Raw genomic sequence first — 17,424 nt, 5'->3', positions numbered from 1 at the left:
TTATTCCTCCTTACCTTTTAAATATCCGTCTTCCAAATAAATGTAGCTCTCCGATTCTTCCGAGGAAAGATCGGACGGTCCTGTAAGGATCACGTCATTCGGGAGTGATCCCGCCCCGCTTCCCATTTCTTCCCATACCGCTCCGGCTCCGGTCACGGCATAGAGTTTGAAGAGGACATATTCATCGTTTTCGCTGTCGTACCATCTCACTTCGTCACCCACCGAAAAAGCGTATTGCACATCGTTGTAAGTATAGTGCGTGTCGCCTTCATCCGGTTCATGATCGATGTCGATCACTGTCGAACCGCTACGCCCCTGAAGGTTGGGCGTCTTGAATGTCCCTTCCACCGTGGTGATCTCCAGCTTGTATTCTTCCGGCGTATTGGTTTCCGCTTCCCGGACTTTTACGTCGAATCCGCGAAGGTTCGGCGTGTCAAATTCGCCGCCGGCGCTTTTGACATGCAATATATAGGTGTCCGGTTCATTCTCTTTTACGGTCACATGCGCGTCGATTGCTTCGGCTTGTACGCCGGTATCCACCCCTTGTATTTTCCAGCGTCCGGTTTCGGGATCGATCAGAGGACTGAGGTAATCGAAATACTCATCCAGCGTCTTTCCTTCGTTTTCCGGCAGTTCCTCCCATACCTCGTATGATGATTTACCTTCGGCTCCCCGGAGCTTGCCCTGATTGTCCCATTTCCATACACCGTCCACTACAAGCCAAGCGAAATAATCGTACGGTTCCGTTTCTCCTACAGCGTACACGCCATCGATGCCGGTTCCGTCCGGTACCTTCGTTTCAAGTTCCTCCAGGGTATCATAACGCCCGATGATCCTGAAAGAATCCCCGACATCTCCTTTGGCCTGGATACCGGTATTACGGTACTCATGTGCCTCGATGTCCCATTCGAACCAGAAACCGCCCTGGGGTTTCATCGGATGTGCCGCCAGTTCGGCCCTTAACGCCTCTGCCGTGACACGTCCGTCTTCAGCCGTCCGTCGCCCGTCTTCTGCCAGGATCCTGAGGTCTTCAGCTGAAACGCGTAAGTTTTCGGCTTCTATCCTTGAGGCTTCAGTTTCCTTTCGGGTCAATTCCGATGCTTTCCGGGAAGACTCGGCTGTTTCCCGATTCGCCTCGGCAATTTTTCTCTCAGCTTCTTTTTCTTCCCGTTCTTCCTCGGCCAGGATACGGGAGTTCTCAGCCGACACTCTCTGGTTCTCAGCCGTAGCACGGGCAACCTCTGCCGCCTGACGTTCTGTCTCGGTTTGAACTCTCTTTGCCTCATTTCCGATACGTTCAGTTTCCTTTTGTTCCCTTGTAGCTTCCGCCTCCTGTCGTAACCGTTCCGCTTCCTGACGTTCTTTTTCGGCTTGATGACGCGCCGCTTCTTGTTTTTCCCTTACCGTTTCGGCTTCACTGCGCATAGTTTCAGCCGCCCGGCGTAAAGTTTCCGACTCTTCCCGGATACCTTCTGCCGTAAGGCGTCCCTCTTCGGAAGCAGCACGGATCTTTTCGGCTTCGTCCCGAAGGGATTCGACTGCGACACGAGTTTCTTCGGCCAAAGCCCTGTTTGTTTCGGCCATGGCGCGTAGCTCCTCATTTTCGGAAACCTCTCTGTCGGTTTCTTCGGCAGCGCCGGCCGCCTGAAGGGCACGCTCCGTAGCTGCCTTGGCTTCAGACGTGGCCGCTTCCGCTTTAAGGGTGGCTTCCCGTGCCGCTTCCGCACTTTCCAGTACCGTTCCCGCCGCTTCAAGGGCTTCGGCTGCCGCATCGAGTGCAGCCTGCTTTACCGCCCCGACATCTTCTATGGCTGTTTCCACACGCTGGGCGGCTGCATTAGCATTATCCGCAGCGGTATTCGCATTCACCGTAGCCTCACGGCATGCCTCGATCTCGATATCTACGCCTTTTGTCAGGAGATCCATCGGAACCAGCACGTTCTTCTCCACGCCACCGAGCCGGTACCGGCCCGGCAGTGACGTAATCCCCTCGATCGTGGTTGCCATCTCCACACGGTCCACGCTCGTGCCATGCACCTTCAAATAATCCAGGAAACCCGGAAGCGCCATAGCGTAAAACGCTTCCAGTTCTCGCTGGGATGTCTGGATCATTCCCATTTGAGGCCTCCTTTCTTATTCGTCAGAGAGGGCTTCGCGCACACAACCGGGGACTTTCCGGTAGATCGTATCCACTTCGTCGTCCGAGAGCGAGGCGTAAGGCTTCAGACTTGTTATCAGGTAACCGCCCTTTTCGTCATAGCTCACGCTCCCGACTTCCGCATCATCCTTTATGATCTTGCCATAAAGCGTACGGCCTGCGGCGTTTGTCACTCTTGTGAAGTGGATCGAGCAAACTTCGCTCACCACTTCCGGATCATAATTCACTGTCGAATTCGCTGTTTTCTTTTTCATCTTCGATTTTTTTATGGGGTTAAACTTCATTTTCCTTCTATTAGGTCCGCAATCCGGCCATAAGCACCGGCTGAGTAGGCTTCCGCACTCACTTCCTTCAGAAAGCTGGCCTCTTCGGTCGTCAGTTCCACTGCTTCGGGACATTCCGAGATACGAAGGCTCAGACGGTAAGCTATATACTTTTTATCCTGTGCCACTATCCCGCCACCGAGCGTACTGAGATTGAATAGCGTCAGGCAAAGCTCTTCCGCAATATTACTTGCCTTTTTGGGGTTCTTTCCAGGAATCCCGTTTCCGAAACAGTCGATAAACTCTTGGTTGAAATTCACTACCATGATGATATTCCTCCTTTTTTAGGTTATTTTTATGTTATCCTACTATGATTATCTCGCCGTTATCCTTATATAGGCCGACGATAATTCCGTTTATTACCTCAATTCTCACATCATCCAAATCGTATGTCTGACGAAACGAGATCCCGCTTCGATACGCATAAGTCCCGTTCGTATTACGGGCTGTTATCGCACGAAACTTCTGACTCGCGCAAACGTCACTGACAAGCCCGTTCGATGTATCACGTACATCCACAGGACCAACAAAATAGCCTGCGTATGTCATGCCGCTCGCCGGGTAGGTCTGGGCTCCTGTCGATCCGTATATAGCGGCGCCTCCCATATTCGAACCGACAGCCTTTATTCCGAACCGTCCTGTCGTGGCCGCATTGAATGCGACATCCACAACACCTTCCGTTGCAGTTGCTGAAACACCGAGCTTCAACGACCGGGAGTCATTTGCGAAATAATCGCGTCCTTTCCAGTATAATCGGCCTCCTTCGACCGTAAAACCACCAATATGTGTCGTTCCGTCGGCTTCCACCCGGAAAGAGTTGTTGATCGTCGTCACGCCGTTCAGGTTTATCTTCTTCGCATCGATCACGACGGATTCGCTCGACTGGTTGATAGCGGAGATCACGCCGTCTTTTTCTACCCTAAGGCTGATCTGCGAAGAATGTACGTCGATCTTTGCCTCGGCACTCGATACACGGCCGTCAAGGGCATTTACCGTTTGCCGGGTCGCATAAATCTGGCTGGCGTAGGCTGTCGTTACGATCCCGCTCGCGCTTGTCGGATTACCGTAAGCGTCAAAGTTCGCGACCACCGTGGATATCTTATTCTTGTTTTGCAGGATGTAGCTCGCAGAATCCTGTATGTTCGTCACATCTTCCCACGTATTCGAATTATCATAGCCGATATACCGATAGGTATGGCCATCGGATGTGTTGTGCCAGGTACTCCCGACATATTTGTATTCCTGGCCGCTCGGCCAGGAGTTCCAGGGATTGCCCGCCTGGTTGTAAACCTTTGCGTCCCCGGCCGATGCAGCTATCCCGGCAACCACTTCGATACGTGCCCGGGCCGCTTCCAGGTCCCCCGACACTTCCGTGACGGCAGAACTGATCGAATCCGTCTTTACCGTAAGCTGAGATATTTTTGCCGTATTCTCCGTCGTCTGTTCGGCATAGATCCGGATTTGCTCCTTTGCCGCATCCAGATCGACACCGAGGTTCGTCACCGTGCCCTTCAGATTATCGATGTTCGTTCCCAGCAGCCGGATATTACTGTCGGTTTGCTCGAATTTCGTAGAAGTTTCTTTCTTGTAGTCTTCTATTGGACGGTCTGTAAGTGAAAGGAGGGCGACATACATCTCGCCGGTATAACCCAGCATAAAATCACCCTTGCCGTCCCACGTACCGCTCCACTGGAGTGTCTGCCAATCGAGTGAACTTGTTACGGCGACCGTCTGATATGGCAAAGAGCCCTCTTCACTTACCGCATCCGGAAAACCGATCTCAAGATTGCCGTCCGTTTTAGCCAGGAATTTTATCGTCAGGTAAAGCGTGTCCTTTACATCGACATATTCCTCGGTCATATTGTTAGGCGTCGGAGGGACAAACTCCTTGTGTGTTCCCGGCTGTCGGATATGGGCGTTCTGCTGCCGGACGCTGCTGCCGGAAAGATGCAGCATATTGCGACCTTCGTATTCCTCGACCGAAGCCGTTTTTCCCGTGAGGGTATAGATGGCTCCGTTCATCAACATTGCCTCGCCGTTTTGCATCAGGATCTCCGCCTCGTTCTCCGCTTGCCAGTATTCCATCGATTCCGAGAAGGTGGCATTCTTCAGGTAATTCTCCTCCTCCGTGATATCGTACCTTACACGCTGGTACTGGGTAGCGAACATAGACTTTAACATCTCTATTTTCGCGTCCAGATTCTCGCCTGTACGGCGAAGGCGGAGATCACCTACCGCATAAAGATTCGTCAGCAGTTCCCCGAATCCTTCCATCCACCCGAAAAGATGGTGGTAGATGCCTTTCAAATTTCCCAGCCTTCCCTTCAATGAATTATCCGGATCCGTCTTCAGGCCGTAGACGATATCCATATAAGGCGTTGCCGCCCCGACCGTAATGATCTGGATGAGACCCTTACGGTCGGCATCCGTGGCATTATCCACGCGGGTAAACGTGTCGCCTTTCGTTATAAGTTCGACAGCCGGCCTTCCATCAGCCGATACGAAATTCTGGAATGTCACCCAGTCCAGACGGTCCTCACGATCCTCCTGGTTTCCGATACCGGCTGCCGTTATAATAAGTTCATAATGTTTCGTTACATAATGGTCGTTTTCTTCCGAAGGCATCCCGTTATATTGCTGGACCATGATATAATCGTCCTTCCTAAAAGGGTTGTAATACCGGCCACCATTCGTGTCGAAATAAACCCGTCCGGTCGCTGCGTCATAATGGTCCACTTCCATCATGCCGGCAAACACCCGGTTGTCGTTCTCACCCAGAAGCTGGGAGATCACCATCGTAAAGACACGAAGTGTACCGCGAACGATCACCTCGTCGAACTCTGCCGTGTATTTCGCCTCCGGGATACCGAGTGCGTTCAAAACTTCCTTTTTAAAGATGCTCCAGCCTTTGCCGTCCAGGAAACCCGATATAAATTCCTCGCTCGACAGGTTACCACGGAACTCGGCAGCGCCGTTTACCTGCAATTCCTGAAGGATCGCACGAAGGCGGGTCAGGAGGCTGCCAAATTCGGCGTTGCCTTCCTTATCGATACGCCCGCCTGAAAGTCCCTCACTGAACTTGCCGAACTCCGCACCGGCAAGGAACTTTATAAGCCCCCTGGCTTCGTCCGGACCCAGACGTGAGAGTGCCAACATGGCAATCTGTTTCAGGGTCATCTTGAACGAGGCTACATTGTAGTCACTTGCCGGGGTATTTTCCCATGAACGTACAATAGCCATCCCTCCGCCGCCGTTACTTCCGGTCTTCACATAATTCTTGACATCGGCGATATCCCCCGATATCTTCTCCAGGAAGCCCGTCGAAAGTGCGTCGCTGATCTCGATATCCATCGATGTCGGCAGCGTGACCTTCCGGGTGATTTTTGTAATACGGCTCCGGCGATAACCGGTTTCCGGGAAATATTCGCGGCTAAGGAGTTTCACACGCCGACCGATATAAAGGCTGGCGGCGTTTTCCTCCATCCACACGTGATCCGTCGGGGATTTGTAGACGGAAACATCGATACCGTTCTTTTCGTTATAGGCGTCAACCGCCTCACTTAGTTCCTTTTCGGCCAGCGGGTAATATTCGTCCGGCATCGATAAGTTCCAAAGTATATATTTGTCTCCCGCCTTTGGGACCAGCTCACCTCCGGGAAGCTGCATCTCATTCCCATACGGCCAGATGGTGATGATCTCGAACTCGCGTGTGGCGCTATCGAAGTTCACCTCGAAATAATAATCATCCCCTGTACCGAGTCCGGAAAGTTCACTGCCTTCTTGGAAGGAGACGCGTTTTACTTCGCCCGCTATCTCGTAGTCGTTCGGGTCAAAGTCCATAGCGTCGTCCTTGAAATAATAGATCGTGTAAGGATTGCCCTCTTCGTCCGTCACTTCCTCCTCTCTGACGGCACTTACCGTTCCGACCCTCCGGGGATAGATACCGGCGAAAGCGTCTTTTTCATAGTGGTGGATGATCCCGTACTTTTCCGTATTCACATCCACGTATCTTGCACCGCCGGGCAATTGCAGACGGCTGTGACCATAGCGTGAAGGATCGATGTTGCGGTCGCTACCGACAGGGAAAAGACGTGTGTAGACTTTCACGCCGTCAGCCGTGTCCTTCTCGATCTCCAGAAGCCCCTGACCGTAACCCAGCGTGATCTCCTCGCCATATTCGCAGCGTGTGAGGTTTACCGTCGTGCCGTCCGTCCACCATTCGGTACCGACCTTCTCCGCAATCTCCTTCAGGGCCTCGTCACAATATTTGCCCTCGTAATCGATGACAATATTATCCGCTCCGTCCACCTGGCCCACTTTCCAGTCAGTGGTACTGAAACCGTCGTTGATGGATTTTACGATAAGCTCCACATGTTCTGACGGTGGAGCCGTCAGAGTGAATGTCGGGTTTGTGTCGCCATCCGTCGTATCAAGTACCAGGAAACGTCCGATCAGACTCTGAAGGCCATAGAACTTTACGTCGTAGCTCCACTCCTGGGTGTTCTTTTCGTGTGGCAGATATCGTTCCGTGAGATGGTAGCGGTGCCACATGAAGTCCACATAATCGCCAACCTCCAACGCTACATACTCGTATAGCGTAAAGGAGAGCGTAAGGACATTGTCCGACTGGATACCGGAAACTTCCGTCGAACTTTCATCCGGGGATAGTTCGAATTTTTTCTGTCCTGCACTGCTGTATACTGTAAGTAGCATATATATTGTTCTTTTTTCGGTTCCTGTTTGAATGCTTTTTGAATATCGTTCAAATGCCGTTTAAATGGCCGGGACCGGCTCCCGGAACTTTACCTTGAAGCGGCTTGCCTGTACGCTGTCCCGCCAAAGCGACGTAAGAGGTTTAAAGCCGCTGCTTTCTTTATAATAAACTTTTTGTGTCAGTTCCAGCTGCGGGTAATATAGCGTCAACCAGCCGTCCGTACCTTGTTTCAGAAAAGCAATAAAACTACGGTACTTAGAGAACCATTCCGACCGGGTTGGAGCATACAGGGCAAACGTCAGCGTCATGTCCCGGGCTTCATTCGTCACGGTGAGCTTTTCGGAGTATTTTTCGCCGTCCTCCTCACGAATATCCACAGCCGTATGGCTTTTTACTTTTGAAGGGGTAAGGATTGCCGTCTGGTTATCCCGTCCGCCTTCCTTTTCTTCCGTGAGGAACACGCCATACTCTTTCCATACATCCACGCCGTTGATAAAAAACAAGCCGCCTATTATGTCATCCATTCCTGCCATATTAAAATCAATTAGACCGTACCCTTAACCCGTCACGGTACACTTTGTTAAAACTATCCAATATCTTCAGTAGGGTTTCCCGATTAACCGAGATATGTTCCTCGATCTTTGCCAAGTGTCCTTCGGCCTTGTCCATCTTTCCCGAAATGTCTTCCACACCGCTGTCAATGCTTGACCAGTGCATCGCCCCGCTCACGAACAACCCCTCCAGCTTTGTTCCCTGGTCCTGCGTCATGGCCGTATAGGTCCCGGCCTTGCCGCTTTGCGTTACCCCGCCTTTGTTTTCTTCTATTCCGGCGGATGCGAACATAGCGTCTTTCTTTTCTGCTGCTTCCCGGAAGATTTCCTCGTAACGGCTACGAAGTTCATCTGCTTCTTCGCGGGAAAGGATGCCGTCCGACATGAACTCGGCGAACAGTTCCTGCCACTTCTTTAGTTCCTCGGAATAGGTTCCGTCCACGATGGACTTCAGAATCGCGTTCTGCATGAACTCGTCCACGCTCTCTATCACGTCCTTCGAACCTGTCTCAAAATCCTTCAAGAGTTCTTTCATGCCGCTTTTTATACTGTCGAACGACGTATCCGTTATCGCGTCCTGCCACTGCTCTTGAAGGTCGATCAGCGTATTCGCATCCGATATGTACTCGTCCAGGTATTCACTTTGGTCGTATTTGCCGCTGTTAATCTTCTCCCAGATATCCGGCAGTTCCTGGAGCCGGGCAAGATCCTCGGGAGAAAGCGTCCAAAGGTCGGAAACCGTATCGAGATCCTTACCGATATAGTCGGAAGCCTTCTGCCAGTCGCTCTGACTGAAAGCCTTGTCTATATAATAGTTGTTGGAATGATGCGCACTCCAGTAACCCATCTTTGCCTCCAGCATCTGACGATCGTTTTCGATCTTCTCCTTTTGCTTTTGGTATACGTCATTATAATAAGCGGTGGATTCGGCTCCTCCACTTTCTTCCATACGCTGGGTCAACTTCTCGATCGCCGTTACAAGATACCGGTTCGACTCTGTAAGACGCTCCACCAGGTTGTTGACCTCGTCGGCGTTTCCATGTGAGGAAAACAGCCCGAATGTCAGAGCATCCAGAACCCCTCCGACACCGGAGACAACTGATGAGAACACCGTTTTTACAAGACTACCAGACAAGACATCGCTGATAATTCCGCTAACCGCGCCCAGTACCGAATCGATCAGGCTACCGACAAGGTTGCTAAGGCCGTCTCTCAATATGTCAATGATAGAAAGGATCCAACCGACGACCGGCACGCTCTCGAGGCTGTCGGCCAATTCCCCGAATGTCCCGCCCAGTCCCTGTCCCGCCTGGATCAGGCCCTCGTAGGCACTTTTCAGTCCACCGGAGGAAAGTTTCTGCAGCCCTTCGGTCACATCCTGCATGCTCACGCTGAGATTCGTCGCCGTCTCGCTTACCACCCTCTGGCTTTCTTTTACCTTCGCTTCGCCCGCCCGGACAGATGACGATGTAGCTTCGGCATTCATCCGGGCTGTCTCGAGTGCGGTTTCGGCTGCCGTCCTCTCTTCATCCGTTCCGCTTCGAAGGGCTTCCTCATAAGCCTTCTGTGCCTGACGGAGATTCTCCAGGGCTTCACGTTCCACTTCCCGGGCTTCCTCCACCTCTCGCATTGACTGGCGGTAGGCATCCACATCCCGTCCCAGTTTCTTAAAGTCCAGGCTGCCATTCGTCCCAAGCGTCTTTTTCATTTGGCTGATGGCGCCTGTGATCACTTCCTGATCCTTTGCATCCGCATTCTTAAAATCCGCAGTACGCGTATATTTTTCCGCCTTTTCAAGCGTGTCCTTTATTATATCACGAAACATGCCGCCAAAACCACCGAATACCACCGTCCAGTCGATATCCTGGCGGATGGCCTCCGCTTCCAGCGAGGCCACTTTTACGGACTGTTCCTTTTCAAGACGTTTTACTTCACTGCGGTTTCCAGCCTCTTCCGCCTTCCGGATCTTTTCAGCATACTCCGTGGCGATGGCCAGCCGGCGTTCCTGATAAGTGCCGTATTCTTTCAAATAGTCGTTAAGGGCGTCACGTTCGGCCCGGAACTGATCCAGGGTGATATTCTCCAGCGCCTTGTCACGGCTCTCAGCCGCATTCTGATAAAGGGCGGTAAGTTCCCTCAGGACCTTTTCCGGTACGTCGTAGAACTTTTCCTGTAACTTGTGGAGCGTTTCACCATCGCCACCTTCCGCGTCAACCTTGATGACAAGCCCTTTTTTATCGGCTGAGAGGATATCTTTCGCGCCGTTTAAGACTGTATCGATATATTCCTCCAGTTCCCCCGGTGAAAGGACAGTCCCGTCCGGCAGGATCGGCGTTACGAGTATCTCGTGGGAGAGGCCGTCTGCATCTTCCACGCCGTAACTGCTGCTAAAGACTGTCGCAATCCCTTCACCCGCATCTTCCCAGCCTTTTTCAACAAGACGGGCCGCATCAATCAGCGGACGGGCTAGTACATCCACGTTTCCACTGCCGAATGCCTTGAACATCTTATTTCCCGTGCCTTCCCGGTCGTAGAGAGAAAGAAGTTCTTTTTCCTTTTGCTTGACAGCTTCTATTTCGTTATCGTACTGAAGGAGTACCTCCTTTCGTTTCTTTTCGGCCGATTCCTTTTGCAAGGCCAACTCCGAGGCACGGTTTTCTGCCTGGATAGAGCGCAGTTTTTCCCAGCGCAGCTTTTCCGCCTGTAATTCTTTTTCACCCTCCTTCGTTTTATCTTCCGGCTTTACGTGTCCACCGAGACCGTTTTCTTTACCGATAGCACCTAATTCCTGTTGGGCTTTGCGGGCTTCGGCGAGCAACTCGTCTACTTTTGCCTTTGCCGCATCGACTTTTGCAGCCTGGTTCTTTAGGTTTTCCTCGTCTATGAGGCGGTCCATTTCTTTCGGAGTCAATCCCGCATTCACGGCCCCCAGTTTCGCAAAAAAGCGGTATACACCGCCGTGGCCGCCTTCCACGTCTTCAGGTTTCATCGCCTTTAAGCGGTTCACCTCTTCGTCTGCTTCAGCCGCCTTATTAATGAGGCTCTGGACCTTTGCCTGCAGGAAAAGCATCTCGATATACTTTTCGCCTTTTTCCTGCAACACGTCGTACCACTCGGAAAGCGTCGTATAATAACCGAAGCTTTCGCCGTATTTTCGGTTAAGCTCTGCGACCTTTGCCTTTTCCTCTTCCTTCGTGCCGGTAAATTCCTTCAGTTTTTTCAGCGTACTTTCGATCTCGAAGCGGCTTTTTATCATTTCAGCCCGGCCGTCCTTTTCTATCTCTACCCTCTCGCGCAGTTTCTCCGCCGCCTTTTCCTGGGCCGAGGAATAACGCTCCCAAAGATAAATAAGGCCGCCCACGGCAACCGATAGTCCCAGCGTTAAGGTTCCCATCAGCGCCTTTGCCGCAACATTTGATATACCAAGGGCGGTTGAAAGGCGGGTGGTGGCCGCTGTAAGAAGGTTTTTCATTCTTACGACCGTAACAAGGCGGAATGCCGAATCCTTGTTCAGGGTATTGAATACCTGCTGCAGGCCCATCGTGACGGCCATCACGCTCTGAAGACGCGTCTGGATCTTCTGAAGGTTCTCGTTCTCCGCGCTGAAAAGCGACAGGGCGCCGGTTGCCGCCGTAAAGATTCCGGCAAGGCCGCTAACACCCGACATAAAGCCCTGGAGGTTCGCATCGTCGTTCGAGAGGATTCGCGTCTGGGTATTCAGATCGGCAAGGGTATCCGAAAGGGTGGCGGCCTCCGTCGCCATTTTACGGTACTCCTCGGTATTCTGCCGGCCACTGAGGCGCATACGGGCCATTTCGTCCTGCATTTCCCGAAGCTGCATCGTAAGGCGCTTTGAACTGTCTTTCGTACGGTCATACTCTTTTTGGAGATCGGAGAGTATCGCTTTTTCTTCTTCAAGCGCCTTTCGGGCTGCGTTCAAATCCCTTGCAGCCTCTATCTTCGGGCCACCGGCCCCGGCCGATCTGTAGGCTTTTTCCAGGGCCTTTACATCCGATTCTACCTGCTTGACTACCGCCTTCTGCTCACGAAGGCGTTCCTTCAGGTTACCGGCTGCATTTGTAGCAGTATTCTGTGAAGAGGAGAGGGCATCGTATTCCTGTTTTAATTTCCGGACAGAGGCTTCCGCCGCTGCATGTTCCTTTTCGAGTGCCTCGAGCGAGGCGCGTTCCTCGTCCAGCACCTTACGGCAGGCGGCGACATCGAGCGCCAGTTCCTTCTGGGCCGTACCGGGCTTCATACCGGTAAGGGCCGATTCCATCCGGTGAAGGTCGGACTCTATGGAGGAGATGGCACTTTTCTGATCCGTGATCTTACGGCCGATATCTTCAGCGGCCTTTACGGCCTTTTGCTGCAAGACATCAACCGCCAGGCCGGCCTTGTCAAGGGAGCCCGTCAGGTTGTCCTTCATCAGAAATTCGATCTCTACTGGTTTCATCGCCTCTTTACGCTTCTAAATTGCTTTGAAAAAATGATATGATATTTTCTGCCTCCGCCTGGGCGGCTTCCTTATTTACTGTCTTGGGACTAACAGCCGTATTCCCACTTTTTTCAGGTGTTTCTTCCCCCCGGCGCCTTACATAGCGCGGGGCATCCGAAAGCATCATGATAAGCGTCTGGTAGTTGACCCTTTTCAGTATATATTCCACGCTCCAGCCCGTGGCAGAAGCCACTTGCCAGATAAATCCAAAGGGGCTATGGGACGGTTCATATTCCGTTCTTAACTCCCCTTCCTTCTTTGGCTCAGTCTCAGCTTCATCGGGTTCATCCGTTCGGCCGATCTGATAATATTCGTAAAACGGTCCGTTCCCATCAGGCGGTAAAACGTCCGGTAAGCGCCTATGAGGTAACGTTCTTCTACCAGTTCACGAAGCAGCCATGCAACGACCTTCAGGAAAAGACGCCTCGAAAGAGGATCCCGGACAATCGTACAGGCCAGCATGCGCGACACTTCCACGCCGTGTTCCACCATGAAGCGCATGTGTTCTTCCGGTGTATAATTTTCCATCTCCCGGCTCGTTACCCCGATGCCAAGACATATACGCATCAGCGATATAGCCCCGTTTGTTCTGGGTCGACGCATTGTGACACGCAGACGGACCGGATGGCGGCGGAAAGGAAGGCGCCACTCTTTTATGGGGACAGAGACGCCGACGTCAAGCAGCGCATCGGCAGCCTCCTTCTGGACCTCACGGATCACAGCCTCGTCCATACGTTATTCGCCCTCTCCGGCCGGATTGATGATTCTGTACGGAGAAGAGCCGTCCACAGGCTTGTTCACCTTCAGCTGACATTCGATCTTCGATACCTCGGTCAGGGTCAGTTTCCCACCCAGGTTGGCCGCGATCGTCCCGTTCGGGATGATCAACTGCTGGCCCGAAACAAAATCGACTGTCCATTTGCCGGACTTCTGCACCAGTTCCGTCGGAGCGTTCCAGCCCGTCGGGGCATCTTCGCCGCCTTCCAGCGTGCCACCCATGACAGCATGGATATTCTTATAGTTAAGTTGGATCAAATTGAACGTCGGCGCTATCTGGCCGTTCTTCTGGAGCAGCGTCAGTACCGGCGCGTCCGGAACCTGTTCGGCCTCTATGTCCACGCTTTCAGGTTTCGTGCCGCCCCAATCCCACGATCCTTTCTCGATCCAGCCGATTATGAAGTCGTCAAACTTCACGACCGCTATGCCATAAATGAAATTTTCGTTCATTGTTTTCGTCTTTTTATGATAGTTACTACTATGCCGGCCGCAAAGCCGACGATAAATGATATGATCCCCGTTTTAACGGGGTTTACTCCTTGTTTGACCTCCCTAAGAAGGGTTTCTTCCGTCTTCTGGTTTTCGTTCTTCACACGTGCCAGTTCTGCCTCGTACCATAAGACGAGACGCTGGAGACTGTCACATGAAGCCAGTACGATAATCGAGTCGCCTTCACGTTTTACTTCCACATCGGCCCGTCCGTTCCTCTTATGGAATGAGGACGAAGGGGGAAGGTCAAGGAGGCTCGCCGTCGGGATCGTCAGCGTCACTTCCTCTTTCTCCACCGGTACCGTCATCATACCCCGGATTACGGATGCGAGGCTGTCCGCCGTAAGGGTGGTTCCCATCCGCATCCCCCTTGTACTTTTTCGTACGTGACAACTCTGGACGCAGAGGGCAAGAAGACCAATGGCGGCAAGTAGGCGCACGATGGACGACGTTCTCCAAAAGACCGATGCGGGAGTATAACTTTTCATTGTCATTCCTCAGTTCTATTAGCGTACCGCGCATGTCCTCATACATGGCCTTATACGTGTCATGCACCTCTTTGGCCGTACGGGCCTTGCGCAGAGTACGGTTTACGAGCCATCCCACACCGCCGCCCAAAAGGCCGCTCGTTACAAGCAGTTGGAATATTTCCGCCCAGTCTCCGCTCATCATGGTTTGGCCCGTTTTACCTGTCTGTTACACTTTAGCTTTACTCTTACGGCGGAAAAGGCCGATAACCCATTCGATAAGTCCCGTATCCGCGATACCGTTCGCCGCAAGGCCACTACCGAGCCCGTATAGGAGTGCGATATACCACTCGATTCCATCCAGGAATCCCAAATGTTGCCACCAACCGAACAGGCAGATGCCGACGCCGACCACCCAGGAAACGATCTGTGTCACGATCCCTTCCATGCTGGGGAAAAAGCCTTTTACGATTTCCACTATAAGAGGGATCACGGCCACGATCGCGGAGAGGGAAAGGAATACGGCATCGTAATCCCCGGTGGTTTCCACTGCGACTTCCGGTGCTGTCAGCGCCAATACCGGAAGGCTTACCATAAACGATAACATCATCCCAAGAAGGGACAGGATAAATTTCTGTTTCATGTTGTTTTTGTTGTTTTACTGGTTAATACCAATTTCTTTAAGCCATTTTTGTACATCGAAGCTGGGGCAGGCTTTGGCCGCCAGCTGATTATGCCCGACAATCCGGACCGAAGGGAAACGCCGGTGGAAGTCCTTCACGTAACGCTCCAGGGATTTCCGTTGCCAGGGGGTACGGGTGTCTTTCGGGGTCTTGCCATCCCGGTCCACTCCACCGACATATACAATGTGGCGGCTTACGCTGTTGTAACCGGCGGCTCCGTTTGTCACTTCCCACGGATCCACATGCGCGTCCTCGTTGTTCTCCACCATGCGTTCCACGCCGCCGTTCAAATGGAAGAGGTCCGTATAACCGACCTGCTTCCAACCGCGACCGCCTTCCTTCATGGGAGCCGTATGCCAGTGGCGGATATCATCGGAAGAGACTTCACGTCCCTCAGGTGTCGCTGTGCAGTGGATGACAAGATACTTCAGGGCCGCCATTATGCGCCGCCTCCTTCCTCTTCCTCGTCTACCCCGTCACTGGCCGCCTGCGTAAGGTCGATCTCCAGCGTCTTTGTCTTGTCCGCATCGAGTGCTACGAGAATCGTGCCTGCCTTTTCTGCACCGGTAGTATTGGTTTCAGCCGTTACCTTCAGACCATCCTCCGTTCCGACCGCCGTAAAACCTGCCGTGATTTGTACCACGCTGTAATCACCCGACGCGGTAATTACGATATCCTTGCTTTCACCGGCCGCTTTGAATGACAACTCGGTAACGTCTGCCGTCAAGATCTTTTCAACAGGTTTAAATACCGGATTTTTTCGGCTGTCCAGCACGACGAACTCCTCGCCGAAGGCAATGTTCGTATCGGCTTTCATCAGGAGCTTGAAGAAATACAGTTCGCTCGCTGCCGACCACTTGTCGATCTGGATCACGTCCTCGTCGTCCTGGAGGTTCACGGCCGCAAACAGGTTACCGTCCACGCCCATCGAGCAGATTGTCGCAACGATAAGACCGTCGGGCCAGGAGTTCAGCGTCTCGATCGTGATACCCTTGTAGCGTTTCTTGTTGATGTCCGTTTCTGAGGCATTCTTGTATTCGCGATCGGTTAGCTCGTCATCGTAGCGGTCGAAGTCGTCGATGCTCATCAGAATACGCAGATTCGGGTTCTCGCGCAGGGCTTTTGGGATAGCCTTGCGGACGGCTTTCAGTTTCCCCAGCATGGAGGGCTCATCGGAACTTGCCACGATAAGATCAGTATCCTTTGCGGCCTGCGTTAAGATACCGTTGAACAAATGTTCGTCATCATCTCCGAACTCGCCGTTGATGTAATGGCTGCCCAATTCGAACTTCACGCTCTTAATCAGTTCTTCCAGGAGTGCGTTCTGCACTTCAGGCGGAAGTTCGGCGAACACCAGGTTGCCTTTGGGCTGCCATTTGCGCCAAACATACTCGAAGGTACGCGGGTTGAAGACCGTAAAGGCCATGAAGTCCTCCGGATCCAGCGATTTCTCCGAATAGTTGAAATTACCTTTCGAATCTTCCAAAAGGGGATTCTCTTTGCGTTTCTGCAACATCTTGCCGGTCTTGATACGCGGCAGGCTGATTTTCTTTTCCACGCCGGGGATGACCATGATAAGGCCCTTTTCGACCAGGTCGTTCCCTGTGGAGGCAAGTACCAGGAGCTTCTCCAGTACCTCGCCGTTGTAATTCGTGTTCTTTACTACTATTGCCATATATCTCAGGGGTTATTTACGGTTCAAACCTTCTTTGATCTCACGCATGCGCCGGTTCCACGGACTTTCCGTGTCCGGATCACGGCGGATATCGGTCATTACCCGGCGTTTGGGTCTGAGGCGCTGGAGCGCCTTTTCGCCGTTTTCACGGTCCTTGTCCAGGAGGTTCTTGTAGATCGGGCGGCTCTCGGCATCGATACGGCCGTCACCCTCGGCATCATCCAGCAGCTTTTCTTTCGCCGCCTCGTCGTCGGCTGCCGCCTTGTCACGGAAGGTCTTTAGTTCTCCCTGCGTCTCCTGGAGTTCCTTTTCGAGCCCGGGTACCTTCGCCGCGTCCGTTTCCAGGCTGGCGATCTCGCGCATCAGGTCCTCGTCCGTTACGCAATTCTTGAAGCGGGGACGTTTCCTCAGTTCGTCTAAATTCATGTTCGTCTTGTTTTGTGGCTTCGTGAGCCGGTTAGTAAATATTTTGTAGGCCTCTTCCGGGGTACTCTCTTCCGGAACGGGGTCCGCATCATAAATGCCGTCGATAAATCCAAGGGCAAGCGCTTCCTCGGCACGGAGCCAATGGTCCTCGCCGTCGAAATAGGCCGCACGGATCTCTTCCGCCGTCCTTCCAGTCTTTTCGGCATACATCTCGGCCAGTGTCCCTTCCAGCGATTCGATCTCTTCAATGCAGCGGCGCATCTCGTCCTTATTGCCATAGCAACCGCCCATCACGCTATGCAACATCAGCCGGGCGTAACGGCTCATCAATACCTTGCGCCCGCAAAGGGCGATCACCGAGGCCATGCTGGCCGCGATGCCGTCCACCCAGATCGTAATGTCGGCCTTGCTGCTGCGAAGGGCGTTAAAGATCGCGATGCCGGTATAAACGTCGCCGCCGTCACTGTTGATACGGACGTCGATCTTCCCGCCGGCCTGCTCTGCTTCCATCAGCTCACGGGTGATATCGCCACTGCGTACGGCATCCCTTTCGCCGATATCGCCGTAAAGCAGGATGCTGCAAACGCCGTCCTTTTTTATCATGTTGAAAAATTTGCTCATGTCCGTTTTTTTGAGGTTCCGGGAAAGGCTCCCGGGACCGGT

General features: G+C 52.7%; 15 protein-coding genes. All 15 read right to left on the bottom strand.

Annotation, left to right across the window (positions count from 1 at the left end; all coding sequences use genetic code 11):
* Genes ACPYIV_RS18135 through ACPYIV_RS18065 form a run of 15 tightly spaced genes read right to left on the bottom strand, consistent with a single transcriptional unit; the run spans window position 1 to window position 17,382 of the window.
* Complete coding sequence (locus ACPYIV_RS18135) at window positions 1-2,118, bottom strand: hypothetical protein (protein WP_425884448.1); 2,118 nt, start codon at window positions 2,116-2,118, stop codon at window positions 1-3.
* Between the two features lie 15 nt (window positions 2,119-2,133).
* Window positions 2,134-2,412 (bottom strand): hypothetical protein, encoded by a 279-nt coding sequence (locus ACPYIV_RS18130; RefSeq protein WP_425884446.1) that lies wholly within the window; start codon window positions 2,410-2,412, stop codon window positions 2,134-2,136.
* Window positions 2,413-2,438: 26 nt separating this feature from the next.
* Window positions 2,439-2,747 (bottom strand): hypothetical protein, encoded by a 309-nt coding sequence (locus tag ACPYIV_RS18125; protein WP_425884444.1) that lies wholly within the window; start codon window positions 2,745-2,747, stop codon window positions 2,439-2,441.
* A 34-nt stretch (window positions 2,748-2,781) separates the two neighbouring features.
* Window positions 2,782-7,194, bottom strand: a complete 4,413-nt coding sequence (locus tag ACPYIV_RS18120) for a hypothetical protein (protein ID WP_425884442.1) — start codon at window positions 7,192-7,194, stop codon at window positions 2,782-2,784.
* 60 nt (window positions 7,195-7,254) lie between these two features.
* A complete protein-coding gene (locus ACPYIV_RS18115) occupies window positions 7,255-7,719 on the bottom strand; it encodes a hypothetical protein (RefSeq protein ID WP_425884440.1) in 465 nt (154 codons plus the stop codon).
* A gap of 16 nt (window positions 7,720-7,735) precedes the next feature.
* Window positions 7,736-12,202: a hypothetical protein gene (locus ACPYIV_RS18110; protein ID WP_425884438.1), complete on the bottom strand. Its 4,467-nt coding sequence runs from the start codon at window positions 12,200-12,202 to the stop codon at window positions 7,736-7,738.
* Between the two features lie 7 nt (window positions 12,203-12,209).
* Complete coding sequence (locus tag ACPYIV_RS18105) at window positions 12,210-12,446, bottom strand: hypothetical protein (protein ID WP_425886535.1); 237 nt, start codon at window positions 12,444-12,446, stop codon at window positions 12,210-12,212.
* Window positions 12,447-12,484: 38 nt separating this feature from the next.
* Entirely contained in the window at window positions 12,485-12,976 is a 492-nt protein-coding gene (locus ACPYIV_RS18100) for a hypothetical protein (protein ID WP_425884436.1), read from the bottom strand.
* Window positions 12,977-12,979: 3 nt separating this feature from the next.
* Complete coding sequence (locus ACPYIV_RS18095; RefSeq protein WP_425884434.1) at window positions 12,980-13,471, bottom strand: hypothetical protein; 492 nt, start codon at window positions 13,469-13,471, stop codon at window positions 12,980-12,982.
* The gene (locus ACPYIV_RS18090; RefSeq protein WP_425884432.1) at window positions 13,468-13,806 is read right to left on the bottom strand and encodes a hypothetical protein; all 339 of its coding nucleotides are present in this window, start codon (window positions 13,804-13,806) and stop codon (window positions 13,468-13,470) included. The genes ACPYIV_RS18095 and ACPYIV_RS18090 overlap by 4 nt, the downstream gene beginning before the upstream one ends.
* Window positions 13,757-14,182, bottom strand: coding sequence for a hypothetical protein (locus tag ACPYIV_RS18085; RefSeq protein ID WP_425884430.1), 426 nt, complete (start codon window positions 14,180-14,182; stop codon window positions 13,757-13,759). Before ACPYIV_RS18085 ends, ACPYIV_RS18090 begins: the two co-directional genes overlap by 50 nt.
* 24 nt (window positions 14,183-14,206) lie before the next feature.
* Entirely contained in the window at window positions 14,207-14,620 is a 414-nt protein-coding gene (locus tag ACPYIV_RS18080; RefSeq protein ID WP_425884428.1) for a hypothetical protein, read from the bottom strand.
* A 15-nt stretch (window positions 14,621-14,635) separates the two neighbouring features.
* Window positions 14,636-15,100 (bottom strand): N-acetylmuramoyl-L-alanine amidase, encoded by a 465-nt coding sequence (locus tag ACPYIV_RS18075; protein ID WP_425884426.1) that lies wholly within the window; start codon window positions 15,098-15,100, stop codon window positions 14,636-14,638.
* Complete coding sequence (locus ACPYIV_RS18070) at window positions 15,100-16,335, bottom strand: hypothetical protein (protein WP_425884424.1); 1,236 nt, start codon at window positions 16,333-16,335, stop codon at window positions 15,100-15,102. Before ACPYIV_RS18070 ends, ACPYIV_RS18075 begins: the two co-directional genes overlap by 1 nt.
* Before the next feature lie 12 nt (window positions 16,336-16,347).
* A complete protein-coding gene (locus ACPYIV_RS18065; RefSeq protein ID WP_425884422.1) occupies window positions 16,348-17,382 on the bottom strand; it encodes a head maturation protease, ClpP-related in 1,035 nt (344 codons plus the stop codon).
* Between the last annotated feature and the right edge of the window lie 42 nt (window positions 17,383-17,424).

Source organism: Parabacteroides vesiculifaciens, assembly GCF_049860805.1.
Lineage (GTDB): Bacteria > Bacteroidota > Bacteroidia > Bacteroidales > Tannerellaceae > Parabacteroides.
Note: the sequence above shows the minus strand (reverse complement) of the source record. Positions and strands in the feature narration are given on the sequence as shown.